The organism is Acinetobacter sp. ANC 4910, assembly GCF_004331035.1.
Classification (GTDB): Bacteria; Pseudomonadota; Gammaproteobacteria; order Pseudomonadales; family Moraxellaceae; genus Acinetobacter.
Genome location: NZ_SJNT01000004.1, coordinates 195,880 through 215,342, shown reverse-complemented (window position 1 = coordinate 215,342; position 19,463 = coordinate 195,880). Strand labels below are relative to the sequence as shown.

General features: G+C 39.0%; 16 protein-coding genes, 1 tRNA gene and 2 pseudogenes. 12 read left to right on the top strand and 7 right to left on the bottom strand.

Translation table 11 applies throughout. The annotated features are described in order from the left end of the window. Window positions 1-18: 18 nt before the first annotated feature. Genes queF through E0H82_RS05840 form a run of 3 tightly spaced genes read right to left on the bottom strand, consistent with a single transcriptional unit; the run spans window position 19 to window position 2,539 of the window. On the bottom strand, window positions 19-834 hold the full coding sequence (gene queF / locus E0H82_RS05850; protein ID WP_131263773.1) for an NADPH-dependent 7-cyano-7-deazaguanine reductase QueF: 816 nt from the start codon (window positions 832-834) through the stop codon (window positions 19-21). Then, window positions 834-1,607 carry an ABC transporter permease gene (locus E0H82_RS05845; protein WP_131263772.1) on the bottom strand — a complete coding sequence of 258 codons (774 nt, stop codon included), beginning with the start codon at window positions 1,605-1,607 and terminating at the stop codon, window positions 834-836. Before E0H82_RS05845 ends, queF begins: the two co-directional genes overlap by 1 nt. Continuing rightward, window positions 1,604-2,539, bottom strand: a complete 936-nt coding sequence (locus E0H82_RS05840; protein ID WP_131263771.1) for an ABC transporter ATP-binding protein — start codon at window positions 2,537-2,539, stop codon at window positions 1,604-1,606. The genes E0H82_RS05845 and E0H82_RS05840 overlap by 4 nt, the downstream gene beginning before the upstream one ends. 178 nt (window positions 2,540-2,717) lie before the next feature. On the opposite strand from E0H82_RS05840, the gene E0H82_RS05835 reads away from it, so the two are divergent. From E0H82_RS05835 to E0H82_RS05820, 4 genes and pseudogenes are all read left to right on the top strand, one after another. Next, window positions 2,718-2,794, top strand: a tRNA-Arg gene (locus tag E0H82_RS05835). A gap of 382 nt (window positions 2,795-3,176) precedes the next feature. Further along, window positions 3,177-3,401 (top strand): annotated as a pseudogene (locus E0H82_RS16675) (IS982 family transposase); the annotation flags it as partial. Between the two features lie 345 nt (window positions 3,402-3,746). Beyond that, window positions 3,747-4,928 (top strand): annotated as a pseudogene (locus E0H82_RS05825) (SfnB family sulfur acquisition oxidoreductase); the annotation flags it as partial. 12 nt (window positions 4,929-4,940) lie between these two features. Continuing rightward, on the top strand, window positions 4,941-6,197 hold the full coding sequence (locus tag E0H82_RS05820) for an acyl-CoA dehydrogenase family protein (protein ID WP_131263769.1): 1,257 nt from the start codon (window positions 4,941-4,943) through the stop codon (window positions 6,195-6,197). A gap of 218 nt (window positions 6,198-6,415) precedes the next feature. Here the strand turns inward: E0H82_RS05820 and E0H82_RS05815 are convergent, their stop codons facing one another. Next, window positions 6,416-7,345, bottom strand: a complete 930-nt coding sequence (locus E0H82_RS05815) for a LysR family transcriptional regulator (protein WP_131263768.1) — start codon at window positions 7,343-7,345, stop codon at window positions 6,416-6,418. A gap of 173 nt (window positions 7,346-7,518) precedes the next feature. On the opposite strand from E0H82_RS05815, the gene E0H82_RS05810 reads away from it, so the two are divergent. The 3 genes from E0H82_RS05810 to E0H82_RS05800 all read left to right on the top strand — a co-directional run bounded on the left by E0H82_RS05810 (window position 7,519) and on the right by E0H82_RS05800 (window position 11,454). Then, window positions 7,519-8,463, top strand: a complete 945-nt coding sequence (locus tag E0H82_RS05810) for a dihydrodipicolinate synthase family protein (RefSeq protein WP_131263767.1) — start codon at window positions 7,519-7,521, stop codon at window positions 8,461-8,463. Window positions 8,464-8,632: 169 nt separating this feature from the next. Further along, window positions 8,633-10,021 (top strand): MFS transporter, encoded by a 1,389-nt coding sequence (locus tag E0H82_RS05805; protein ID WP_131263766.1) that lies wholly within the window; start codon window positions 8,633-8,635, stop codon window positions 10,019-10,021. An 86-nt stretch (window positions 10,022-10,107) separates the two neighbouring features. Next, window positions 10,108-11,454, top strand: a complete 1,347-nt coding sequence (locus E0H82_RS05800) for an OprD family outer membrane porin (RefSeq protein WP_131263765.1) — start codon at window positions 10,108-10,110, stop codon at window positions 11,452-11,454. A 408-nt stretch (window positions 11,455-11,862) separates the two neighbouring features. On the opposite strand, the gene E0H82_RS05795 is transcribed toward E0H82_RS05800, so the two are convergent. From E0H82_RS05795 to E0H82_RS05785, 3 genes are all read right to left on the bottom strand, one after another. Then, window positions 11,863-12,207 carry a hypothetical protein gene (locus tag E0H82_RS05795; RefSeq protein ID WP_131263764.1) on the bottom strand — a complete coding sequence of 115 codons (345 nt, stop codon included), beginning with the start codon at window positions 12,205-12,207 and terminating at the stop codon, window positions 11,863-11,865. A gap of 213 nt (window positions 12,208-12,420) precedes the next feature. Then, window positions 12,421-13,086 carry a hypothetical protein gene (locus E0H82_RS05790; RefSeq protein WP_131263763.1) on the bottom strand — a complete coding sequence of 222 codons (666 nt, stop codon included), beginning with the start codon at window positions 13,084-13,086 and terminating at the stop codon, window positions 12,421-12,423. Window positions 13,087-13,173: 87 nt separating this feature from the next. Next, on the bottom strand, window positions 13,174-13,872 hold the full coding sequence (locus tag E0H82_RS05785; protein ID WP_131263762.1) for a DUF3820 family protein: 699 nt from the start codon (window positions 13,870-13,872) through the stop codon (window positions 13,174-13,176). Between the two features lie 230 nt (window positions 13,873-14,102). Here E0H82_RS05785 and E0H82_RS05780 point away from each other — a divergent pair, with 230 nt between their 5' ends. From E0H82_RS05780 to hemL, 5 genes are all read left to right on the top strand, one after another. Then, complete coding sequence (locus E0H82_RS05780) at window positions 14,103-15,329, top strand: alpha/beta hydrolase (RefSeq protein ID WP_131263761.1); 1,227 nt, start codon at window positions 14,103-14,105, stop codon at window positions 15,327-15,329. A 155-nt stretch (window positions 15,330-15,484) separates the two neighbouring features. Then, the gene (glyA, locus tag E0H82_RS05775) at window positions 15,485-16,738 is read left to right on the top strand and encodes a serine hydroxymethyltransferase (RefSeq protein WP_131263760.1); all 1,254 of its coding nucleotides are present in this window, start codon (window positions 15,485-15,487) and stop codon (window positions 16,736-16,738) included. Between the two features lie 166 nt (window positions 16,739-16,904). After that, a complete protein-coding gene (rnk, locus tag E0H82_RS05770) occupies window positions 16,905-17,309 on the top strand; it encodes a nucleoside diphosphate kinase regulator (protein ID WP_131263759.1) in 405 nt (134 codons plus the stop codon). A 135-nt stretch (window positions 17,310-17,444) separates the two neighbouring features. Next, window positions 17,445-18,065, top strand: coding sequence for a thiamine phosphate synthase (thiE, locus tag E0H82_RS05765; protein ID WP_131263758.1), 621 nt, complete (start codon window positions 17,445-17,447; stop codon window positions 18,063-18,065). 41 nt (window positions 18,066-18,106) lie between these two features. Further along, entirely contained in the window at window positions 18,107-19,408 is a 1,302-nt protein-coding gene (hemL, locus tag E0H82_RS05760; protein WP_131263757.1) for a glutamate-1-semialdehyde 2,1-aminomutase, read from the top strand. The last annotated feature ends 55 nt before the right edge of the window (window positions 19,409-19,463 follow it).

Genomic DNA, 19,463 nt, shown 5'->3' with positions numbered 1-19,463 from the left:
ACCTCAGTATTATTCATTTTATTGTCGCGCCAAGCGAATTGGGCGAGGCATCCATGTTAAATCCGATACCCGACAAGGATTGATGTCTAAACCACCTCGGCGGGTATAAGCTGCATAAACCATAAGCTTTTCAGGTTGTAGATTTTGCCAGATATCGGCATAGATCTGTTCCACGCATTGCTCATGAAAGCCATTATGCTGACGGTAGGAGATAATATAGGCTAAAAGTGAGCGATAACAAGGCTTTTTACCCTGATAACGGATAAAAACTGTACCCCAATCGGGTTGACCTGTCACTGGGCAGTTACTGCGCAGTAAATGTGAATAGAGTTGGATTTCCAGATGATCCGTATTTTCATGATCGAAGCTGAGCAGGGAAGCATCGGGTTGATTTTCCAGACGTTCAGGGACTAAGTCATCAATACAGATACCTTCGGGCTGATAAATGGCTAAATCATCCACTTGGAACAATTGAATTGTTACTGTCGCGCCCGCAGCCGCAGATAAATCTTTTTCTACAGTAGCTATAAATGTGGCTTCAGAATTGAATTGAGTAAAGTTCAGACTATTAAAATAAAGCTTGAGTGATTTGGACTCAATTAAATTAGGTGAAGACGCAGGTAGCGTTAAGCGACCAATTGCAACTTGAGGAATACCTTGAGCATTAAGCCAAGAAATTTCAAACACGTGCCACCAGTCTTTGCCCTGTTGAATGCCTTTAATATGGGCATAGCTTGAACGTGCTTGTGCACGAGCAATGGGAAAAAGAATATCTGGTTGATATGTTGATGGATATTGGGTGTCTTTACCGAGTAAAGAATGTTCTACACTCATTATTCACGCATTCCTGAGCCACGAGAAAGTAAATAATACGCTATACCGTAAAGGACAGCACAACATAAAGTCACTACGGTGAGTGAAATCGAAACGTTCACATCACTATGACCTAGAATTCCGAAACGGAAAGCATTGACCATATATACAATAGGATTAATTAAAGACAGATTTTGCCAAAATGGGCTAAGTGCACTGATGGCATAAAACACACCGCCTAAATAAGTTAAAGGGGTCAGTACAAAAGTTGGAATGATTGAAATATCGTCAAAAGATTTGGCGTAAACAGCATTAATAAAACCACCCAATGAAAATAATAATGAGGTCACAATCACTGTATATATAGTTACAAACCAGTTAGTAATATATAAGTCAGTGAAAAAGAGACTCATGGCGGTGACAATAATACCTACCAAGACCCCGCGAGATAATCCGCCCAACACATAACCCCAAAGGACTAAATGTAAAGGGACTGGACTCATAATTAGTTCTTCAATACTTTTTTGGAATTTGGCACTAAAGAAACTAGAGGAAACGTTGGCATAGCTATTGGTAATTACCGCCATCATAATTAAGCCAGGCACAATAAACTGCATATAGCTAAAGCCACCCATTGAACCAATCCGTGAGCCGACTAAATTGCCAAAAATCACAAAATAAAGACTCATGGTAATCGCTGGCGGCAATAATGTTTGTGGCCAAATTCGCATAAAGCGGCGAACTTCTTTATGAACCAAGGTGAAAAGAGCAACACGCATTTGAGTCATGTTCATGGTGTAGCTCCTTCCAAATTTTTCTCTACAAGTCTGACAAACAGCTCTTCTAAGCGGTTGGATTTATTTCGCATACTACTCACTTGAATGCCTTGTGCTTCAAGTAACTGAAATAATTGATTTAAGGTATGAGCTTTGTCCATGGTGACTTCAAGCGTGACTGGATCAATTAAATTGAACCGCACCCCAATAATATCAAGATGTAGGGGTTGAATTGGTTCTGCCAAGTCGAAAATAAAGGATTCTTCATGTAATTGGTTGAGGAATGCTTTCATGGTGGTGTCTTCTTTAATCACACCGCGGTCAATAATCGCAATGCGGCGACACAACATTTCAGCTTCTTCTAAATAGTGTGTCGTTAAAATGATGGATGTCCCATTTTCATTCATTTCTGTCAGGAAGTCCCACATTGAGCGGCGTAGCTCAATATCGACACCTGCTGTAGGTTCATCCAGAATAAGGAGTTTAGGTTCATGCATCATGGCGCGTGCGATCATGAGGCGACGTTTCATACCACCTGACAGCATACGACCTTGGGTATTTCGTTTTTCCCAAAGCCCTAATTTTTCTAAATAATGCTCGGCACGTTGCTCTGCAATTTTACGAGGGATACCGTAATAGCCTGCTTGAGTCACCAAAATATCGAAGGTTTTTTCAAACTGACCAAAGTTAAATTCTTGCGGCACAACGCCTAAGCATTGCTTGGCGTGTGATGGGTGCGTATCAAGATTATGACCAAAAATTTCGACAGTGCCCGCGGTCTTTTTGGTTAAAGAACTAATGATACCGATGGTCGTCGATTTGCCAGCACCGTTCGGTCCAAGAAGCGCATAAAATTCACCTTCTGGTACGGTTAAATTAATTCCTTTAAGGGCTTGAAAGCCATTACGATAAGTTTTGGACAAATCTCTGATCAGTAATGCATCGGTCATGAAGTTCTCACAGCATATAGAGTGTGACTATTGTGAGCGATCTTGATAAATAAACCAAGTAAATTACAGGGAATACTGCGTTGCATACTTAGAACATTGATTAAACTCTAATCATAAAAATGAATGATTTATATATAGTTGCTTTCACTTCTTTATTTTTTTGCTATGATGTGCACGCGCGGCCATAGCTCAGTTGGATAGAGTACAAGTTTCCGAAGCTTGGGGTCGTGGGTTCGATTCCCGCTGGCCGCACCATTTTTCTGTTCTTTGATGTTTTAAGTTGCTCTAAAAAATTATAAATTTTAATAAGATAGAGAAAATTTAGAAGACATGATTCAATTATCCTTTCATCGCTTAAACATTTAATCCAATCATAGCTTTCTGTTTTAAATATTTTTTTTTGGAGTGACTTTAGATTTTAAAGTGCTAGATGATAGTGTAAAAATCTATAATTTAAATTTAACTAACCTGAATCGCGGATAAGAAATTAACTTGAAAGCCATTAGGGAGTTACCACACAACCTATGCTTTCAGCCATCATGTTTGATTTTACATATTTCTTTTGCATAATCGATGACTTTTTTCAGAAATTCGAAGTAACCTATTGGCTATTTTTAAAACGCAGCAACAAACGTTCAAGAATATGAAATCTGTTGAACTCTCAACATCAGATGAATGCCACTTAAAGCAGCATAAGAAGATAGAGACTTTATTTAGCCTGTTAAAAGGGAAGTATCATTTGGTGACGAGTAAGGCTAGAAGCATTGAAGGATACTTAGCTGGGATTTATGCTTCTTTATGTGCTTACCAATTATGCTATCAAAACAAGCCAACTATTCGAGTAATGCAACTATTGGTTTAAACAGGATTCGGGTTAATAATAAAATATGGAAACTTTCATAATAAAAAAATAAATCTTTATCAAAAATAATGTTTATGAAGATGAGGGGTATTTATTGAGGTTTTGGTGATAAAGGTAAAATAAAAATAAATTAAAACTTATAAATATATAAATTTGAATGTGAATAAAATCATGGGTTATATTTTAAAAAATGATTTTATTTTCGGATTAAATTATAAATATAAGAAAAAAATAGTGCTAGCTTAGGTTTTATAACCATCTAACTGAGTTTTTATAATGACTTCAAAAATTGAAATAAAATTGGAAGACGCGCAAAACATTCCAAGGGATTTTTATCAACAAGAGAGTCTGGCTCATATCATCCGCTCAGATGAAGAAGCCATACAAGTTGCTAAAACGCTGGCAGTAGAATTTGTGAAAGAAGCCTCTCAACGTGACTATCAACGACAATTGCCATTGCGAGAAGTGCAACAATATTCAGCATCGGGTCTTTGGGGTATTACTATTCCTAAGCAATTTGGCGGTGCGGGTGTCAGCTATAAAACTCTTGCAGAAGTGGTCAAAATTATTTCAAGTGCAGATTCATCTTTAGGGCAAATTGCACAAAACCATTGGGCGTTTTTAGAACATATTCGTTTGGATGCTTCATTGGAGCAGCAAGAGTTTTTCTTTGCTCAAGTTTTGCAGGGAAAACGTTTTGGCAATGCATTTTCTGAAAAAGGTTCTAAAACTGTTGCAGACTTAACAACAAAAATTGAATTTAAAGATGGGCACGCTGTTATTAATGGCCAGAAATTTTTTGCCACAGGCGCATTACTCGCCCATTGGATACCTGTAGTGGCTGTAAGTGAAGAGGGTAAGCCGTTTGCTGCATTAGTGCCTCAACACACGCCAGGCTTGACGATTGTAAATGATTGGAGCGGATTTGGTCAGCGTACTACAGTCAGTGGTTCAGTACATTTAAACAATGTTCAAGTCGATTTAAAATACATTGTACCAATTCATCAAGCCTTTGAACGTCCAACCGCAGCAGGGGCAATTTCGCAATTTATTCAATCTGCTATTGATGCTGGCATTGCACGTGGTGCAATTGATGAAACGATTGCGTATGTCCGTGCTTATGCACGCCCGTGGATTGATTCGGGCTTAGAACAGGCATCTCAAGATCCGTACACCATTGCCAATATTGGTGAGTTAAAAATTAAACTGCGTGCAGCAGAAGCTGTTTTGGCTTTAGCGGGTGAAGCAATTGATCGCGCGTTGTCGAATCCAACAGAAGAAACTGTGTCTGAAGCAACTTTAATTACAGCAGAATCTAAAGTGCTGACCACAGAGATTGCCTTATTGGCAGCCAATAAGCTATTTGAACTTTCGGGTACACGTTCAACACTATCGGAACTGAATTTAGACCGTCATTGGCGTAATGCGCGTACACATACTTTGCATGATCCCGTCCGTTGGAAACTGAATATTGTTGGGAATTATTATTTGAATGATGTTCCTCCACCACGTCATGCATGGAGTTAATAGGAAAATATTATGACTATTCAAAATAATCAAAACTTGTCTTTAGGGGCTCATTACGAGCAAGTGGCTGGAAAATTCCGTGCTATTTTTCAGCGCATCGCAGAAGGTGCACTAGAGCGTGAAAAAAACCGAATATTGCCTTATGAACCGATCCAATGGTTAAAGCAGGCAGGTTTTGGCGCGGTACGTGTTCCTGTAGCTTTTGGTGGAGATGGCGTATCGCAAAGACAATTATTCCAACTCTTAATTGAGCTGGCAAAAGCAGATTCTAATGTGGTTCAGGCATTGCGTGGACATTTTGCTTTTGTGGAAGATCGTTTAAATGCCCATAAGACAGAGCCACAAACCTTATGGTTTGAGCGTTTTGTAAAAGGTGACCTTGTAGGAAATGCATGGACGGAAATAGGCAATGTGGAAATAGGTGATGTCGTCACTCGTGTGACAGAGTCCCAAAGTGGAAAGCTCGTTGTGAATGGCCAGAAATATTATTCGACAGGGACTATTTTCGCAGATTGGATTGATTTATTTGCCTTCGATGAAACAACAAATCAGCACGTTATTGCTGCTGTTTCAACACAGGTAGAAGGTATTCATATTGTTGATGATTGGGATGGTTTTGGCCAAAAAACCACGGGCAGTGGAACATTAAAAATTGATAATGTACAAATTGCTCGTGACCATATCTTGCCATTTCAAGAGAGATTTAAATATCAAACTGCATTTTATCAAGTCGTACATTTAGCGACTTTGGCTGGTATTGCACAAAATGCGGTAGAAGTTTTTACGCATGAAGTGCGTAAGCGTACCCGCATCTTCAGTCATGGCAATGCAGAGTTGGTTCGTAATGATGCACAAATTTTACAAGTGATTGGCAAAGCCTCTGCACAGGCATATGCGGCTGAAGCAATTGCTTTAAGCACTGCTGATGCATTAGACCAAGCGTATTTGAGTCATTTCCAAAATGATGAAAATACAGAATTACAAGCGAATGACTCTGCTGAACTCGCATCTTCACAAGGGCAGGTAGTCATTTCGGAATTGGTGCTAAATTTAACGACAGAACTGTTTAATGCATTAGGTGCATCAGCTAGTACAACAGAAAAGCAACTAGACCGATTCTGGCGCAATGCACGTGTGGTTTCTTCCCATAATCCACTTATTTACAAACAGAAAGTGATAGGAGATTGGGTGGTAAATCAGGCACCTTTGCCTTATGTTTGGCAAATTGGAAACAGTCCAGTACTTAATCAAAAAGAAATTGCCGCTTAAAATATACGGATAAAGAAACCGTATAAATATACGGTTTCTTTATGAGAGTCTTAAGTAATGATAATAAGTGATTCATTTTAAAATAATATTTTTGATGAAATTGGTTGCACAAACCTGTTGATCATCCTTTATAAAATATTCTTTACAATATTAAAAATGAGATAAATTTAAAGCAGCGATTGCAGAATATGGAAAAGATCTATGGTGTGGTTCTTTTATCAACTAAATAGATCATCATTTAAACTAGAAAAATCAAGATCACCAGATTTTAATATATCTTTAATTATATCAATCACTTTTCTACATGGTGGCGTTAAATAGGTATGTGGTGACATAGATAATGATAAATAGCGCTTAATATTCGGATGGATAATTTTGACAGCAGTCAGCTTTTTACCTTGAACATGATTTTTTATTGCTTGAGGACCTAAAATTCCATAATAATTTCCACTTTCTATTAGATGCATTTGCATGCTAATTGAATCCGCTTCAAAATTAATATTGAGCGTTGTTTGTTTTTGGCGTGCAATATTTTCCAAATGAGTCACCCAGCTACTTGGTCGGCAAAAAGTGACTAAAGGTAAGCCATCCAACTGAGTGAAATCGATACTTGGATTTTTTAATAAAGGATCTTCTTTTCTACCGACTAAATAAGTTTCAACTTCGGCTAAATATAAATCACCATTTTTCGATGATGCATTAAAACGATAGTGTAAAGATAAATCTACCGATCCTTCTTCCAGCCATTTTTCTAATTGCACGCCTTGTCCTTCACGTACCGAAAGTTCAATTTGTGGATATTCCTCTTTAAGACGATGACTCACAGTCGTGAGTAAAGGATGTGCAGTAGAAGGAATACCACCAATTCGAACTTTACCCATTAAGTTTTTACTGGAATGGTGAATATCATTTTGTAATTGTTCCGTCAGTTTGACCCAATGGCGAATTTTTGGAAGTAGAAATAACCCTAAATCCGTAAGGGTGACTCCACGACCTGTACGATGAAATAATCGTCCACCACAGAAATCCTCTAACTCTTGTAATTGGCGACTGACGTGCGGTTGGCTCGTGTTATAGAACTGAGCTACTTTACTTAAACTGCCCAAATCATTTGCATCTAAGAATAATTTCCATTGCGTGTAATTCATTTCATCACTCCTGTGAGATATACCAATTCAGTATAGCTGAAATAAGGAAATTACGGATTCTCGAAGAATTTCATACAGCCTATACTTTAATCATAAAGTTTAAATATTCAATTAAATTATTGAATTATATTAATTTTATAGCTTTAATTTGATGATATACAAGGATGCAAAAAATGAGCATTGATTTACGCGGTTTAACACCAGCCCCTGTGACTCCATTTACTCGTGATGGTGCAGTTGACCATGCAGCAATCCAACGACTCGGTTCTTGGCTTGGTAGCATTGATGGAGTTAAAGGTTTGGTTGTTCTGGGGCATGCAGGGGAAGGTACATTCCTCTCTCAAAAAGAACAGCAACAAGTTATCGAAAGTTTTGTGAAGTCTGTCGATAACAAAATTCCAGTAATTGCAGGCATTACCTTAGAAGGAACTGAAGTTGCTGCACAAGAAGCTAAGCGTGCAGTTGCAGCAGGCGCCGCTGCTGGTCTCATTTATCCATCACATGGTTGGTTGCGTTTTGGTTATCAAAAGGGTGCACCGCAAGACCGCTATAAAGCAATTTATGAAGAGAGTGGCTTGCCTTCGATTTTGTTCCAATATCCAGATGCAACAAAAGCAACGTATGACTTAGATACTTTATTAGATATCTCTGCTCAACCAGGCGTTTTTGCAATGAAAAATGGTGTGCGTAATATGCGTCGTTGGGATGTGGAAATTCCAATTATTCGTCGCGAACGCCCTGATCTGCAAATCCTTACTTGTCATGATGAATACCTATTACACACCATGTTTGATGTCGATGGTGCACTGGTAGGGTATGGGAATATTGCACCTGAACTTTTAATTGAAATGATTAAAGCAGGGAAAGCAAAAGACTATGCAAAAGCACGTGCGATCCATGATCAGTTGTTACCTGTAACACGTAATGTTTACCATCGCGGTTCACATATGGAAGGAACAGTTGCACTCAAACATGCCTTGGTTGCGCGGGGTATTTTAGATCATGCAACTGTACGTTCACCATTGTTACCGCTAGCAGAAGGTGCTGAGCAAGAAATTCATGAAGCGATGCATTTAGCTGGTATTGGCAAGGTGGCTGAAAAACAGGCGGTTGCCTAATAGCATCAGGGCTAACGTAAAACGTTAGCCCTTTTATCATGTACACTGCCTGAGGCAAAGTTCGGACATGAACCAAAAACAAGAATTAAAAAGTACGACATTGCTGGCGACAGGTAGTTGCAGCGCATAACAAAAACTACGAGGAGCGTAGTTGATAAGGAGATTGAAGATGACAAATCTAGCGGATATGGAATTAATTCATCATCATCAACAAAAAAATGCTGAAATTATTGCAAGACTTGAAAGAATTCCTGTGACACGTCGGTTGCAATTTATGCGTGTCACCATCGGTATAGCAACATTTTTTGATGCCTATACTGTTCTCGCAATTGCCTTCGCTTTACCCCAATTGATTAGTGAATGGCATTTAACCCCTGCATATGTGGGCGCAATTATTGCGGCTGGATATGTTGGTCAATTATTTGGTGCTGTTTTCTTTGGATCACTGGCTGAAAAGGTGGGTCGGTTAAGAGTTCTTTCATTTACTATTCTACTTTTCGTGGCGATGGATATTGCCTGTTTATTTGCATGGAGTGGCTTATCTCTATTGATTTTTCGATTCTTTCAAGGTGTAGGGACAGGCGGTGAAGTACCGGTTGCAAGTGCCTATATCAATGAATTTATTGGTGCAGAGAAACGTGGCAAATTTTTCTTATTGTACGAAGTTTTATTTCCTTTGGGATTAATGTTTGCGGGAATGGCAGCTTATTTCTTAATGCCTATTTATGGCTGGAAGGTCATGTTTATTGTTGGACTTATTCCCTCAGTATTTGTCATTCCCTTACGATTTTTCTTAAAAGAATCACCACGGTGGTTAGCATCGAAAGGACGTTTTGAAGAAGCTGACCGTGTTGTAACACTTTTTGAACAGGGTGCGATAAAAAATGGAAAAATTCTACCTGAGCCTGTAGTGAAGGAAATTAATCCGCAATCAATGGCAAAAACAGATTGGCGTGAACTTTTTAGTGGAATCTATCGTAAACGTACCTTCACACTCTGGGGTATGTGGTTCTGTGTTTATATGGTGAATAATGCAATGGTGACGTGGTTGCCATCGCTTTATAAACAGCATTTTGGTTTGTCATTGCAAACTAGCTTAGGTTACGGTTGGATTACTTCTGCTGTTGGAGTCATTGCTTCCATTATCTGTGCATTAATGATTGATAAGGTGGGGCGACGTCCTTGGTATACTGCTGCATTCTTTCTCGCCATTATTCCACTCATGAGTTTGTCTATGTTGGGTGCTAAAACAGCGACAGAAGTTGTTGTTCTGGCGACATTAAGCTACGCAATTTTACAGACCATTTCTTTTTCCTTGTATTTATATGCCGCCGAATTATATCCGACAAGATTAAGAGCAATGGGTATAGGGTTTAGTACAGCTTGGTTACGTGCAGGCTCTGCCATTGGACCACTCATGGTTGGGCTGGTTGTGTCAGGTTATGGTATCCAATATGTATTTAGTGTTTTGGCCGTAGTTGCATTGATTGGTGGGCTTGTAACATTCTGGTTTGCGATTGAAACCAAAGGCCAAATGCTCGAAAACCTCTCTCCTTAAATCACTTTCTTATTTTCTATAGTGAATTTTGCCTAACTGTAAAAGTTAGGCAAAGGGTCATGTATGCCAAAAAAAAGGACTTTTAAATGAATCCATATATTTTTTGTGGGGTGGTGGGGTGTTTGTTATCTACATGGAGTTATGCAGAACAAACATCTGATTTCGGAACATTTGAATTAAAATTGAATACTCGCTATTGGAATGATGCAGGGGTGGCTCATCCAACTTTAAACAATACTCACCCTTCTGAAGTCAGCTATGAACAAAGTGCTTTAGGTGCTGAATTTAATTATAGCTCCAAATATTGGAAAAACTGGCTGGGAATGGATGGGTCGTTGTACGCAGTAACCAAATTGTTCGACGCTGGTAAACCAACAACCCAATTATTAGAAGTCCAACCAAATGGAAAATTAGATCAAAATTTTGCGACTTTGGGACAACTGTATCTTAAAGTCAAAGTCTTAGATATTGGTGAGATGAAAGTCGGGCGCCAGTTACAGGATTCATTATTGCTGAAAAGCACGACGAATCGTGCTGTTCCCGATACATTCTCTGGAGCGAGTGCGAAGCTCAAACTCAATGATCAAGTTAAAACATACATCTCTTATTATGATCAATGGAAGCCACGTAGCATGGATTCTTTTGAAAAATTAGTCACGGACAATAATGAGAGAATTTCTTATGTTGGTCTTATTGGTGGGTCATATCAGATTCAAAATTTAAATATCTCAGCGGAATATTTAAAGAGCAAAAACTATTTAGAAAAATATGGTGCAATTCTTCAATACAAATTGCCAGTTGCAGACAATATGTGGCGCATGAGTGGTGGCGCATTTTTTTCTCGTGATGGCGGTACCTTGTTTAAGTGTGGTGCTGAATTGGATTTAGATTGTGTGAAAGGGCAAGACATTGATAACCGAGGGAGAGGATATTTCTTAGACCTGAATTGGTTAAGGCATAACATAGAGGCAGGATTTGCGGTTTCTAAATTTGATGGATTTTGGATAGAAGATAATTTTTCTACTTATTCAGATCGAGTGAATATTTTAACTCAGGACCATGGTACCAATCCATTTCCTACAGCTTCTGCAATAGGACCTGATTTTAGCAATAACGATGAAACAGCTATTGCATTACGGCTTAAATACGATTGGAAAGATAAGATCAAAGGTTTAAAAACCGAAGCTAAATATATTCATGGTTTTGGAGCTCATCAAAGCAACATAAGTAGTACCATTGAAGGCGAAGAAAATTTCTTAGATCTGACGTTGAGTTATGCAATTCCTTGGGTGAAGAATATGGATGTTCGATATTCTTATTTGAATTACGACTCAAAGTTTAAGCATGGGCAACTCGGAGAAAAAATTAATGGGATGACTCGTAAAGATTGGGATCAGCATCGTGTATTAATCAACTATTCATATCAATTTTAGGTGATTTGAGCGAATAAAGGTTAATGAAGTGAAAATCTAAAGAATTACCTTGAGCTTGATCAAAGTTTAAATGTGAATAAATAAAGGTTAAATATTAGACCACTTACTTAATAATTATTCAATGTGTTTTTGATATGTTCCTTGTGGCTTAATGTCACAGTGACTTGCCAAATCTATGGCATAGACTTATAGTGAAACTACAGTAGCTAGCAACACAAAGAGCTACGAAGTAGTTGGACGGATCATTGACAGCTAATTGAATTTGCAACGTTAAGTTCAAATAAAAAATCAGCACTAGCCATCCAACATAAAAGAACTCGCAGAAATGCGAGTTCTTGCTGTTATAAGATTCTATATTTAACAACAGCATTTATTACATTACTTATAACAATCATAAATCTTCAATTTTTATTGCAACTTGACGTACACATCATATTTTTTCAATTCTAAGATCAGACCATTTATCATTTTATTTGTATCAATATTGAATTGTTCAGAATTCAATTCTTTCAAATGTGTTCCATCAAAATAAGATATCGAGACGATTTCCCAATGCTGAATGACTTCAGTTTGCTGAATCTCTAAACTTTGCAGTTGCCACTGTTTGTCCATTTGCGGTGGAATTACACTGCGAATAATCAATTGTGAACTACATTCCAGAGGTGAATCAGGTGGGAAGCTAATGACCCAATTGCCGACTTTTTTAAGATGTGCAGGATGATCATCTGGATGAAAAATTAAAATGTACGGCATTATTTCAGAACCTAAATAGCTCTATTTCATTGGAAATTAGATTTAAAACTATATGACTTAGGTAGAAAAATGCCATGCAAATAATCCTAACATTCGGCATATCAATTGATTATTTAGTGTCAGTTAATTGATTTATCAAATGATTTCTCAATTCATTTATTCATAAGTAAAACACTATTCAGAATAGCCTAAAACAAAATAAGTCTTAAAATTTCACGCTGGATTAAGCCGTTGCAGTGAAAAATTAATTTGATGCAAAATTCGATTCAGTTCTTTGGGCGGAATGCGAGTTTCCTGTAGCTGAGTAATCCATTGCATCTGGCATAATTTGAGCGCACGAATATCCTCTGATCCTTGAATGCGTAGAATCAGTTGTTTTGCCATGAGCCCGCAGTATTTTTGCAGCAGTTGCGCCATTAAATATTTAACATCGTCAAAATCCAACGCGACTAAATCTTCAAATTTAGGTTCAACTTCTATAGGTGAGTTAGGTTGAACGATTTGTTCTTCACTGAGTCGTACAGCTTGTGGTCTAGGTTCAGTAATAACTGATTGAATGGGCTGTTGAGGTTCTTGCGTTAGACCGTGGGTAAAAGCATTTTGCTGTGCTGTATGCAGTGTTTGAAGCGATGTTGTTTGAATTTGATCAGTTGTTTCAGTCTCAGCCAAAGACCGAATACTTGACGCCATAATTAGCCCCATTTCGCTTAACTGTTCAATCAGTTCTGGTGGGGCAAGGCGCTGTTTGAAGATTTCGTTCATGGACTCAAAATCTTCAGTTCCGATAAGAACCAGCAAGCGACGCTGTCTTGCATTTAATGGCAAGCTACGTTGTTTTAGTGCGTCATGTCCTAATTGTGTTTTAGAATAGTGAATCATGTCTTAATTTATTCCATGAGATAAATTAAGCAGACTATACTGCGTGAAAATTACACTATTGTTAAAATTTAATTACAAATCATAGATTTATAATGTGACTAAATTCGCATTTTCTAGTGCCTTACGTAGGTAGGGATCAAGCTCATCTTGGCGAAGTAACCATTGGATATAGTCAGCAGGCAGGTCTGTAATATTGGTGCCGCGATGTTTGCCGAAGTTAATGCTTCGTGGAATTCTCGCATCTTCAGAAGCAGCATAAAGTTCTTCAATACTGTTAATATTTAGTTGATGAACAATGTGCATTAAAATGTTGGCAGTCAGAATAATGTCCATATCTGCACGATGTGCTTTTTTAATCATTTCTCGGGCTTTTTCACTGCCTTTGCTGATCATATAGATTAATGCTGAGATATTATGCGCTTCAGCATCGGGCCAAACGCGACGTGCCAGTGCTAATGTGCAGATTGCTTTTATTGAACTGGTATCGACACCACATTTTTCAATGGCGCGAATATCATAATCGACATTATGGCCAATAATATATTGTGTATCGGTTGGGAGGATAAAACTACTGTAGTGAGGTCGATCTATCAGGTCAGATTCTAAAATATGATGTACTGCCATAGCTGCAAAAGAGATCGGCTCATCTACGCTATAGAGTTGGTCAAATAATTTGGACTTATCTAGAGTCAGTTTGCCATTTTCGACTTCAATAGGTGCATATGCAATTTCGATGGGTTGACCATTTAAGGTATGAGTTTCTGTATCCAAAATAATGGCATGCATATAAAAATCCTAAAGTGCAGCAGAATGCCTCAATTTAACATTTTCGGGACTTATGAAACAAATTTAATGTGTCGATGGGCTTTGATTGCGGAAGGTAAATGCTGAAAGATGTTTAAGATTTATGTTGTCCAAATTGAAATAAAATTGAACATGATGATAAAAAAGAGTAAAAATAAAACGTTGCTGAGAATAAAGCAAAAAACAATAAAAACTGAATAAGGATATAAACGATGCAGAGAAGAATGCTGATCGCCGTTTTGACCAGTACGGCTATGTTATTAAGTGCGTGTCATGATGATGATCATGATTCTTATAATTCGGGGGATAATATTCCCAAAAACAACATTGCAAATCCTGTTGTTTCTACACCAACACTTTATAACCTAACTGACATGTCTGCGACAGCGGGTGAAAGTGTGGTCATGACTTATAAAATGCTCGGCATTAATAATGAAGAAGTGCAAGCTACGGCTTTGGTCTTTACACCAAAAACAGCACCGCCTGCCAAAGGTTGGCCAATTGTAGTTTGGGCACATGGTACTACTGGCGTTGCGGATATTTGTGCACCTAGTCGTAGTCAATTAAATAGCTATATTAAAGCGATGATTGATGGTTTATTAGCGGCAGGCTATGTAGTGGTTGCTCCAGATTACGAAGGTTTGGGTGAGCCTGCAAATAATGAATTACATCCTTTCTTAAATGTAAAAAGTGAGGCATTTTCAATTACTGATGCAGTTGTCGCTGCACGAAATTATTTGGGTAATAAAGTGTCGAATCGTTGGATGACTGTCGGGCATTCACAAGGTGGACATGCCGCTTTGAGTGCGGCGCAATATCAGTCCAGAGCACAACTGGATTATAAGGGAACCGTAGCGGTTGCACCTGCTTCCAATCTTGAATTGACTTTGCTGGCTGGCGAGAGTCTTGCAGCGCAACAAACCGATTTAAAGAAAAAAATTGATACTCTGGCTTCCTTAGATACCTTTACAGCTTTAATTACCGCAGGCTTACGTAATCCAAATCCAAGCTTGCAATACAGCCAAGTGTTTAAGTCCCCAACCGATAAAATTGCTGACAATGCTGAAACGGATTGTTATCCCTCTTTGGAGCAAGAGTTTGGTTTAGGTATGAACACTTATGCAGAAGCGAACGCAGATGATATTACCAACTACCCAAGAACTCAAAGTGGTTTTATGACCTTATCTCCAGTGAAAAAGTTCTTAGATATAGATTCACAGCCCCTTCAGGTTAAAATAAGTACGCCTATTATTATTTATCAAGGTGCTGCCGATACTACAGTTCCAAAACTGGCGACGGATAGTTTATTAAGTGGAGATGCCGCTAAAAACTCTCCAATTACTTATAAAACCAATACGACTTGGGATCATGGTACGGCTTATGTGCTAAATATTCCGAATATTTTGATAGATGTACAAACATTAATGCCAATTCAATAAGTTGAGTTGAACAAAAGAAGCTTATGTTTTTTATCAACATGAGCTTTTTTATGTAAAACAGAGCAAACATCGTTCTCAATATTTGCAAACTTCGTGCTACAATACGCGCCAATCTTAGCACGGCTTAAAAGCCCTAAATACATAGGACCTCGCTAATGTTTGCCAATATCTCTATTGCTGAATTTGATCCAGAATTAGCTCAAGCAATTTCTAACGAAGACGCTCGTCAGGAAGCTCACATTGAGTTAATCGCATCAGAAAACTATTGCTCACCAGCAGTAATGGAAGCTCAAGGATCAAAACTCACTAACAAATATGCAGAAGGCTACCCAGGCAAACGCTACTATGGCGGTTGTGAATATGTAGACGTAATTGAACAATTAGCAATTGACCGTGCTAAAGAGCTTTTTGGTGCAGATTACGCAAACGTGCAACCACACGCAGGTTCACAAGCAAACTCTGCTGTTTACTTAGCGCTTCTTAACCCAGGCGATACTGTTTTAGGTATGAGCTTGGCTCACGGTGGTCACTTGACTCACGGTGCTAAAGTTAGCTTCTCTGGTAAAACATATAATGCAATTCAGTACGGTCTAAACCCAGAAACTGGCGAGATCGATTATGAAGAAGTTGAGCGTTTAGCTGTTGAACACAAGCCACGTATGATTGTTGCTGGTTTCTCTGCTTATAGCCAAATCGTCGATTGGCAGCGTTTCCGTGATATCGCGGATCAAGTGGGTGCTTACCTATTTGTAGACATGGCACACGTTGCTGGTTTAGTTGCTGCGGGTGTTTACCCAAGCCCAGTACAAATTGCTGACGTAACAACGACAACTACGCATAAAACTTTACGTGGTCCACGTTCTGGTTTAATCCTAGCAAAAGCGAATGAAGAAATTGAGAAAAAACTTCAATCAGCAGTATTCCCAGGAAACCAAGGTGGTCCATTAGTTCACGCGATTGCGGCTAAAGCAATTTGCTTTAAAGAAGCGATGGCACCTGAATACAAAGAATATCAACAACAAGTAGTTAAAAATGCTCAAGCGATGGCTGAAGTATTAATTGCTCGTGGTTATGATGTTGTTTCTGGTGGTACAGAAAACCACTTGTTCTTGTTATCTTTAATTAAACAAGACATTACTGGTAAAGATGCAGATGCTTGGTTGGGTGCTGCTCACATTACTGTGAACAAAAACTCAGTACCAAATGACCCACGTTCTCCGTTTGTTACTTCGGGTATCCGTATTGGTACACCAGCAGTAACGACTCGTGGTTTTGGTGAAGCAGAAGTTCGCGAATTGGCGGGTTGGATTGCTGACATTCTAGATTCAAAAGGTAGCGAAACTGTTATTGCAACAGTTAAAGCGAAAGTTGAAACTGTATGTGCTAAGTTCCCAGTATATGCAAAATAATTAGCAATATGCTTGAGAAGCCTCCCTCAAGGGGGGCTTTTTTTATATCTATACAAAATGCTTATCATCACCATTCTTCATTTTCTGTTATAAATAAATCAGTACGTGAAAATAAAGAACAAACAAATCATTACTTCAACATGATTTTTTAAAGAAGGACGGTTTTATGGACAAACCTACCATTATTGTTTCTGAACAAGACCTGAATCGTTTAGAAACCATGTTAGAACACCAATCAAAATTAACGCCGACTATGGAACATTTAGAAGAGGAGTTGGCGCGTGCAAATGTTGTTGCTCCGCAAGATGTTCCTGCCAATGTCGTGACCATGAATGCACGTGTTTTGGTGACCATTGCGCCAGACACGACGGCTACCGAAATTACCTTGGTTTATCCGCATGATTTTCGTGGAGATAAAGGACAGGTGAATGTGCTTGCTCCTGTAGGTGCAGCAATTCTGGGACTCGCTGAGGGGCAGGAAATTGAATGGCCACAACCTGATGGACATTTAATGAAAGTTAGAATCGAACGCGTGTTGTATCAACCTGAACGTGAAGGCGATTATTTATAAGTTTGACGCTTAACGCATGCAATTAGGTCAAATCTGATCTGTCGAAAAGCCATCATAATGCTATGATGGCTTTTTTATGAAATCTTAGAATTTATCTTTAGATTGATTCTCTAAACTGTTGTGGAAAGGCGTTTTATGCGTGGTTTATACCTCATTACCAATGATGATCCGTTAAATATATTGCTAGAAAAATTACACGCAGCTTTGGCAACTGGACAGATTGCTATTCTTCAATATCGCCGTAAAAAAATAAGTCAGGCGGATCAGCCAGTAGAAGTTGAGCAAATTAAAGCAGTATGCGAGCAGTATGCTGTACCTTTTGTGATTAATGATGATTTGGCTCTTGCACAACAATACGGATTGGGTGTGCATTTAGGGCAGGATGATGGTGAAATTGCTGATGCAGTTGCCCGTTTGCCACAAGGGGTAATTATTGGGCGCACCTGTTTAAATTCTTTAGCCTTAGCAGAAAAGGCGATTTTGGAAGGTGCGACTTATGTGGCATTTGGTGCCGTCTATGCAACCGCAACCAAGCCAGAAGCAGGGAATGTGGGTATTGAAGTGATTGCTCAGGCGAGGCAGAAATTTGCAGTGCCTATTTGTGCAATTGGTGGTTTAAGCGTTGAAAATTCAGGGCTTGTGATCACCAAAGGTGCGGACCTTTGCGCGGTAATTAGTGATATATTAGCGCTGAACGTAGCTGACATCCCATCCCGTGTGCATGCATGGGCACAGTTATTTGCTAAAACAGCATAATGTTGTAAGTCGATTATTTTCTATTTAGGTTGAGTAAATTCATGAGTTTATCTCCAAAGCAAGAACAACTATTTAAACAAGCCAGCAAACATATTCCAGGTGGGGTGAATTCGCCTGTACGTGCATTTAATAGCGTGGGTGGTACACCCATCTTTATTGAAAAAGCGCAAGGGGCTTATTTGTTTGATGTGGATGGTAAACGCTATGTGGATTATGTTGGCTCTTGGGGGCCAATGATTCTTGGACATGCCCATCCCGCTATTATTAAAGCAGTTCAAGAGGCTGCGGTAGATGGTTTAAGTTTTGGTGCACCAACAGTACATGAAACCACTTTGGCCGATGTGATTTGTGAAATTATGCCATCGATTGAAATGGTGCGTATGACCAATTCAGGTACTGAAGCAACCATGACGGCGATTCGTTTGGCACGCGGCTATACCGGTCGTGACAAAATTGTAAAATTTGAAGGCTGTTACCACGGTCATTCTGACTCATTGTTGGTAAAAGCGGGTTCAGGTTTATTAACCACAGGTGAGGGGGAAGCGACTTCTGCGGGTGTGCCTGCCGATTTTGCCAAACATACCTTAACCCTACCGTATAACGACATTGCAACCTTAAAAGAGTGTTTTGCTAAATTTGGTTCTGAAATTGCGGGTGTAATTGTAGAACCTGTAGCGGGCAACATGAACTTGGTAAAACCTATTGAAGGTTTCTTACAAGCTATTCGTGAAGTCTGTGATGAACATGGTTCTGTGTTCATCATTGATGAAGTCATGACGGGTTTCCGTGTTGGTTTAGGTGGTGCACAGGCGCATTATGGCGTAACTCCAGATTTAACCACTTTAGGTAAAATTATTGGTGCAGGTTTACCAGTCGGTGCTTTTGGTGGTAAACGTGAAGTCATGCAATGCATTGCACCTTTAGGTAAAGTGTACCAAGCGGGAACATTGTCGGGTAACCCATTGGCGATGCGTGCAGGCATTGAAATGTTCAAACATCTACGCCAACCAGGTTTTTATGAAAACTTAATAGCCCAATTAGAAAAGCTCTTGGCAGGATTACAGCAAGAAGCGGATGCTGCTGGCATTGCTTTTAAAACTCAACAAGCGGGTGCCATGTTTGGTCTTTACTTTACCGATCAAGAAGACATCACCAGTTTCGATTCAATGCTGAAATGTGATGTAGCTGCATTCCGTAAATTCTTCCATGGGATGTTAGACCGTGGCGTGAACTTGGCGCCATCGGCATTTGAAGCAGGCTTCATTTCAAGTGCACATAGTGATGAAGATATTGCATTTACCATTCAAGCTGCAAAAGAAACCTTTGCTGAAATGAAAGCATAAGACGCAGTGATTGTTCAAAAAAGCCTGTGACCATGTTGCAGGCTTTTTTATGTAA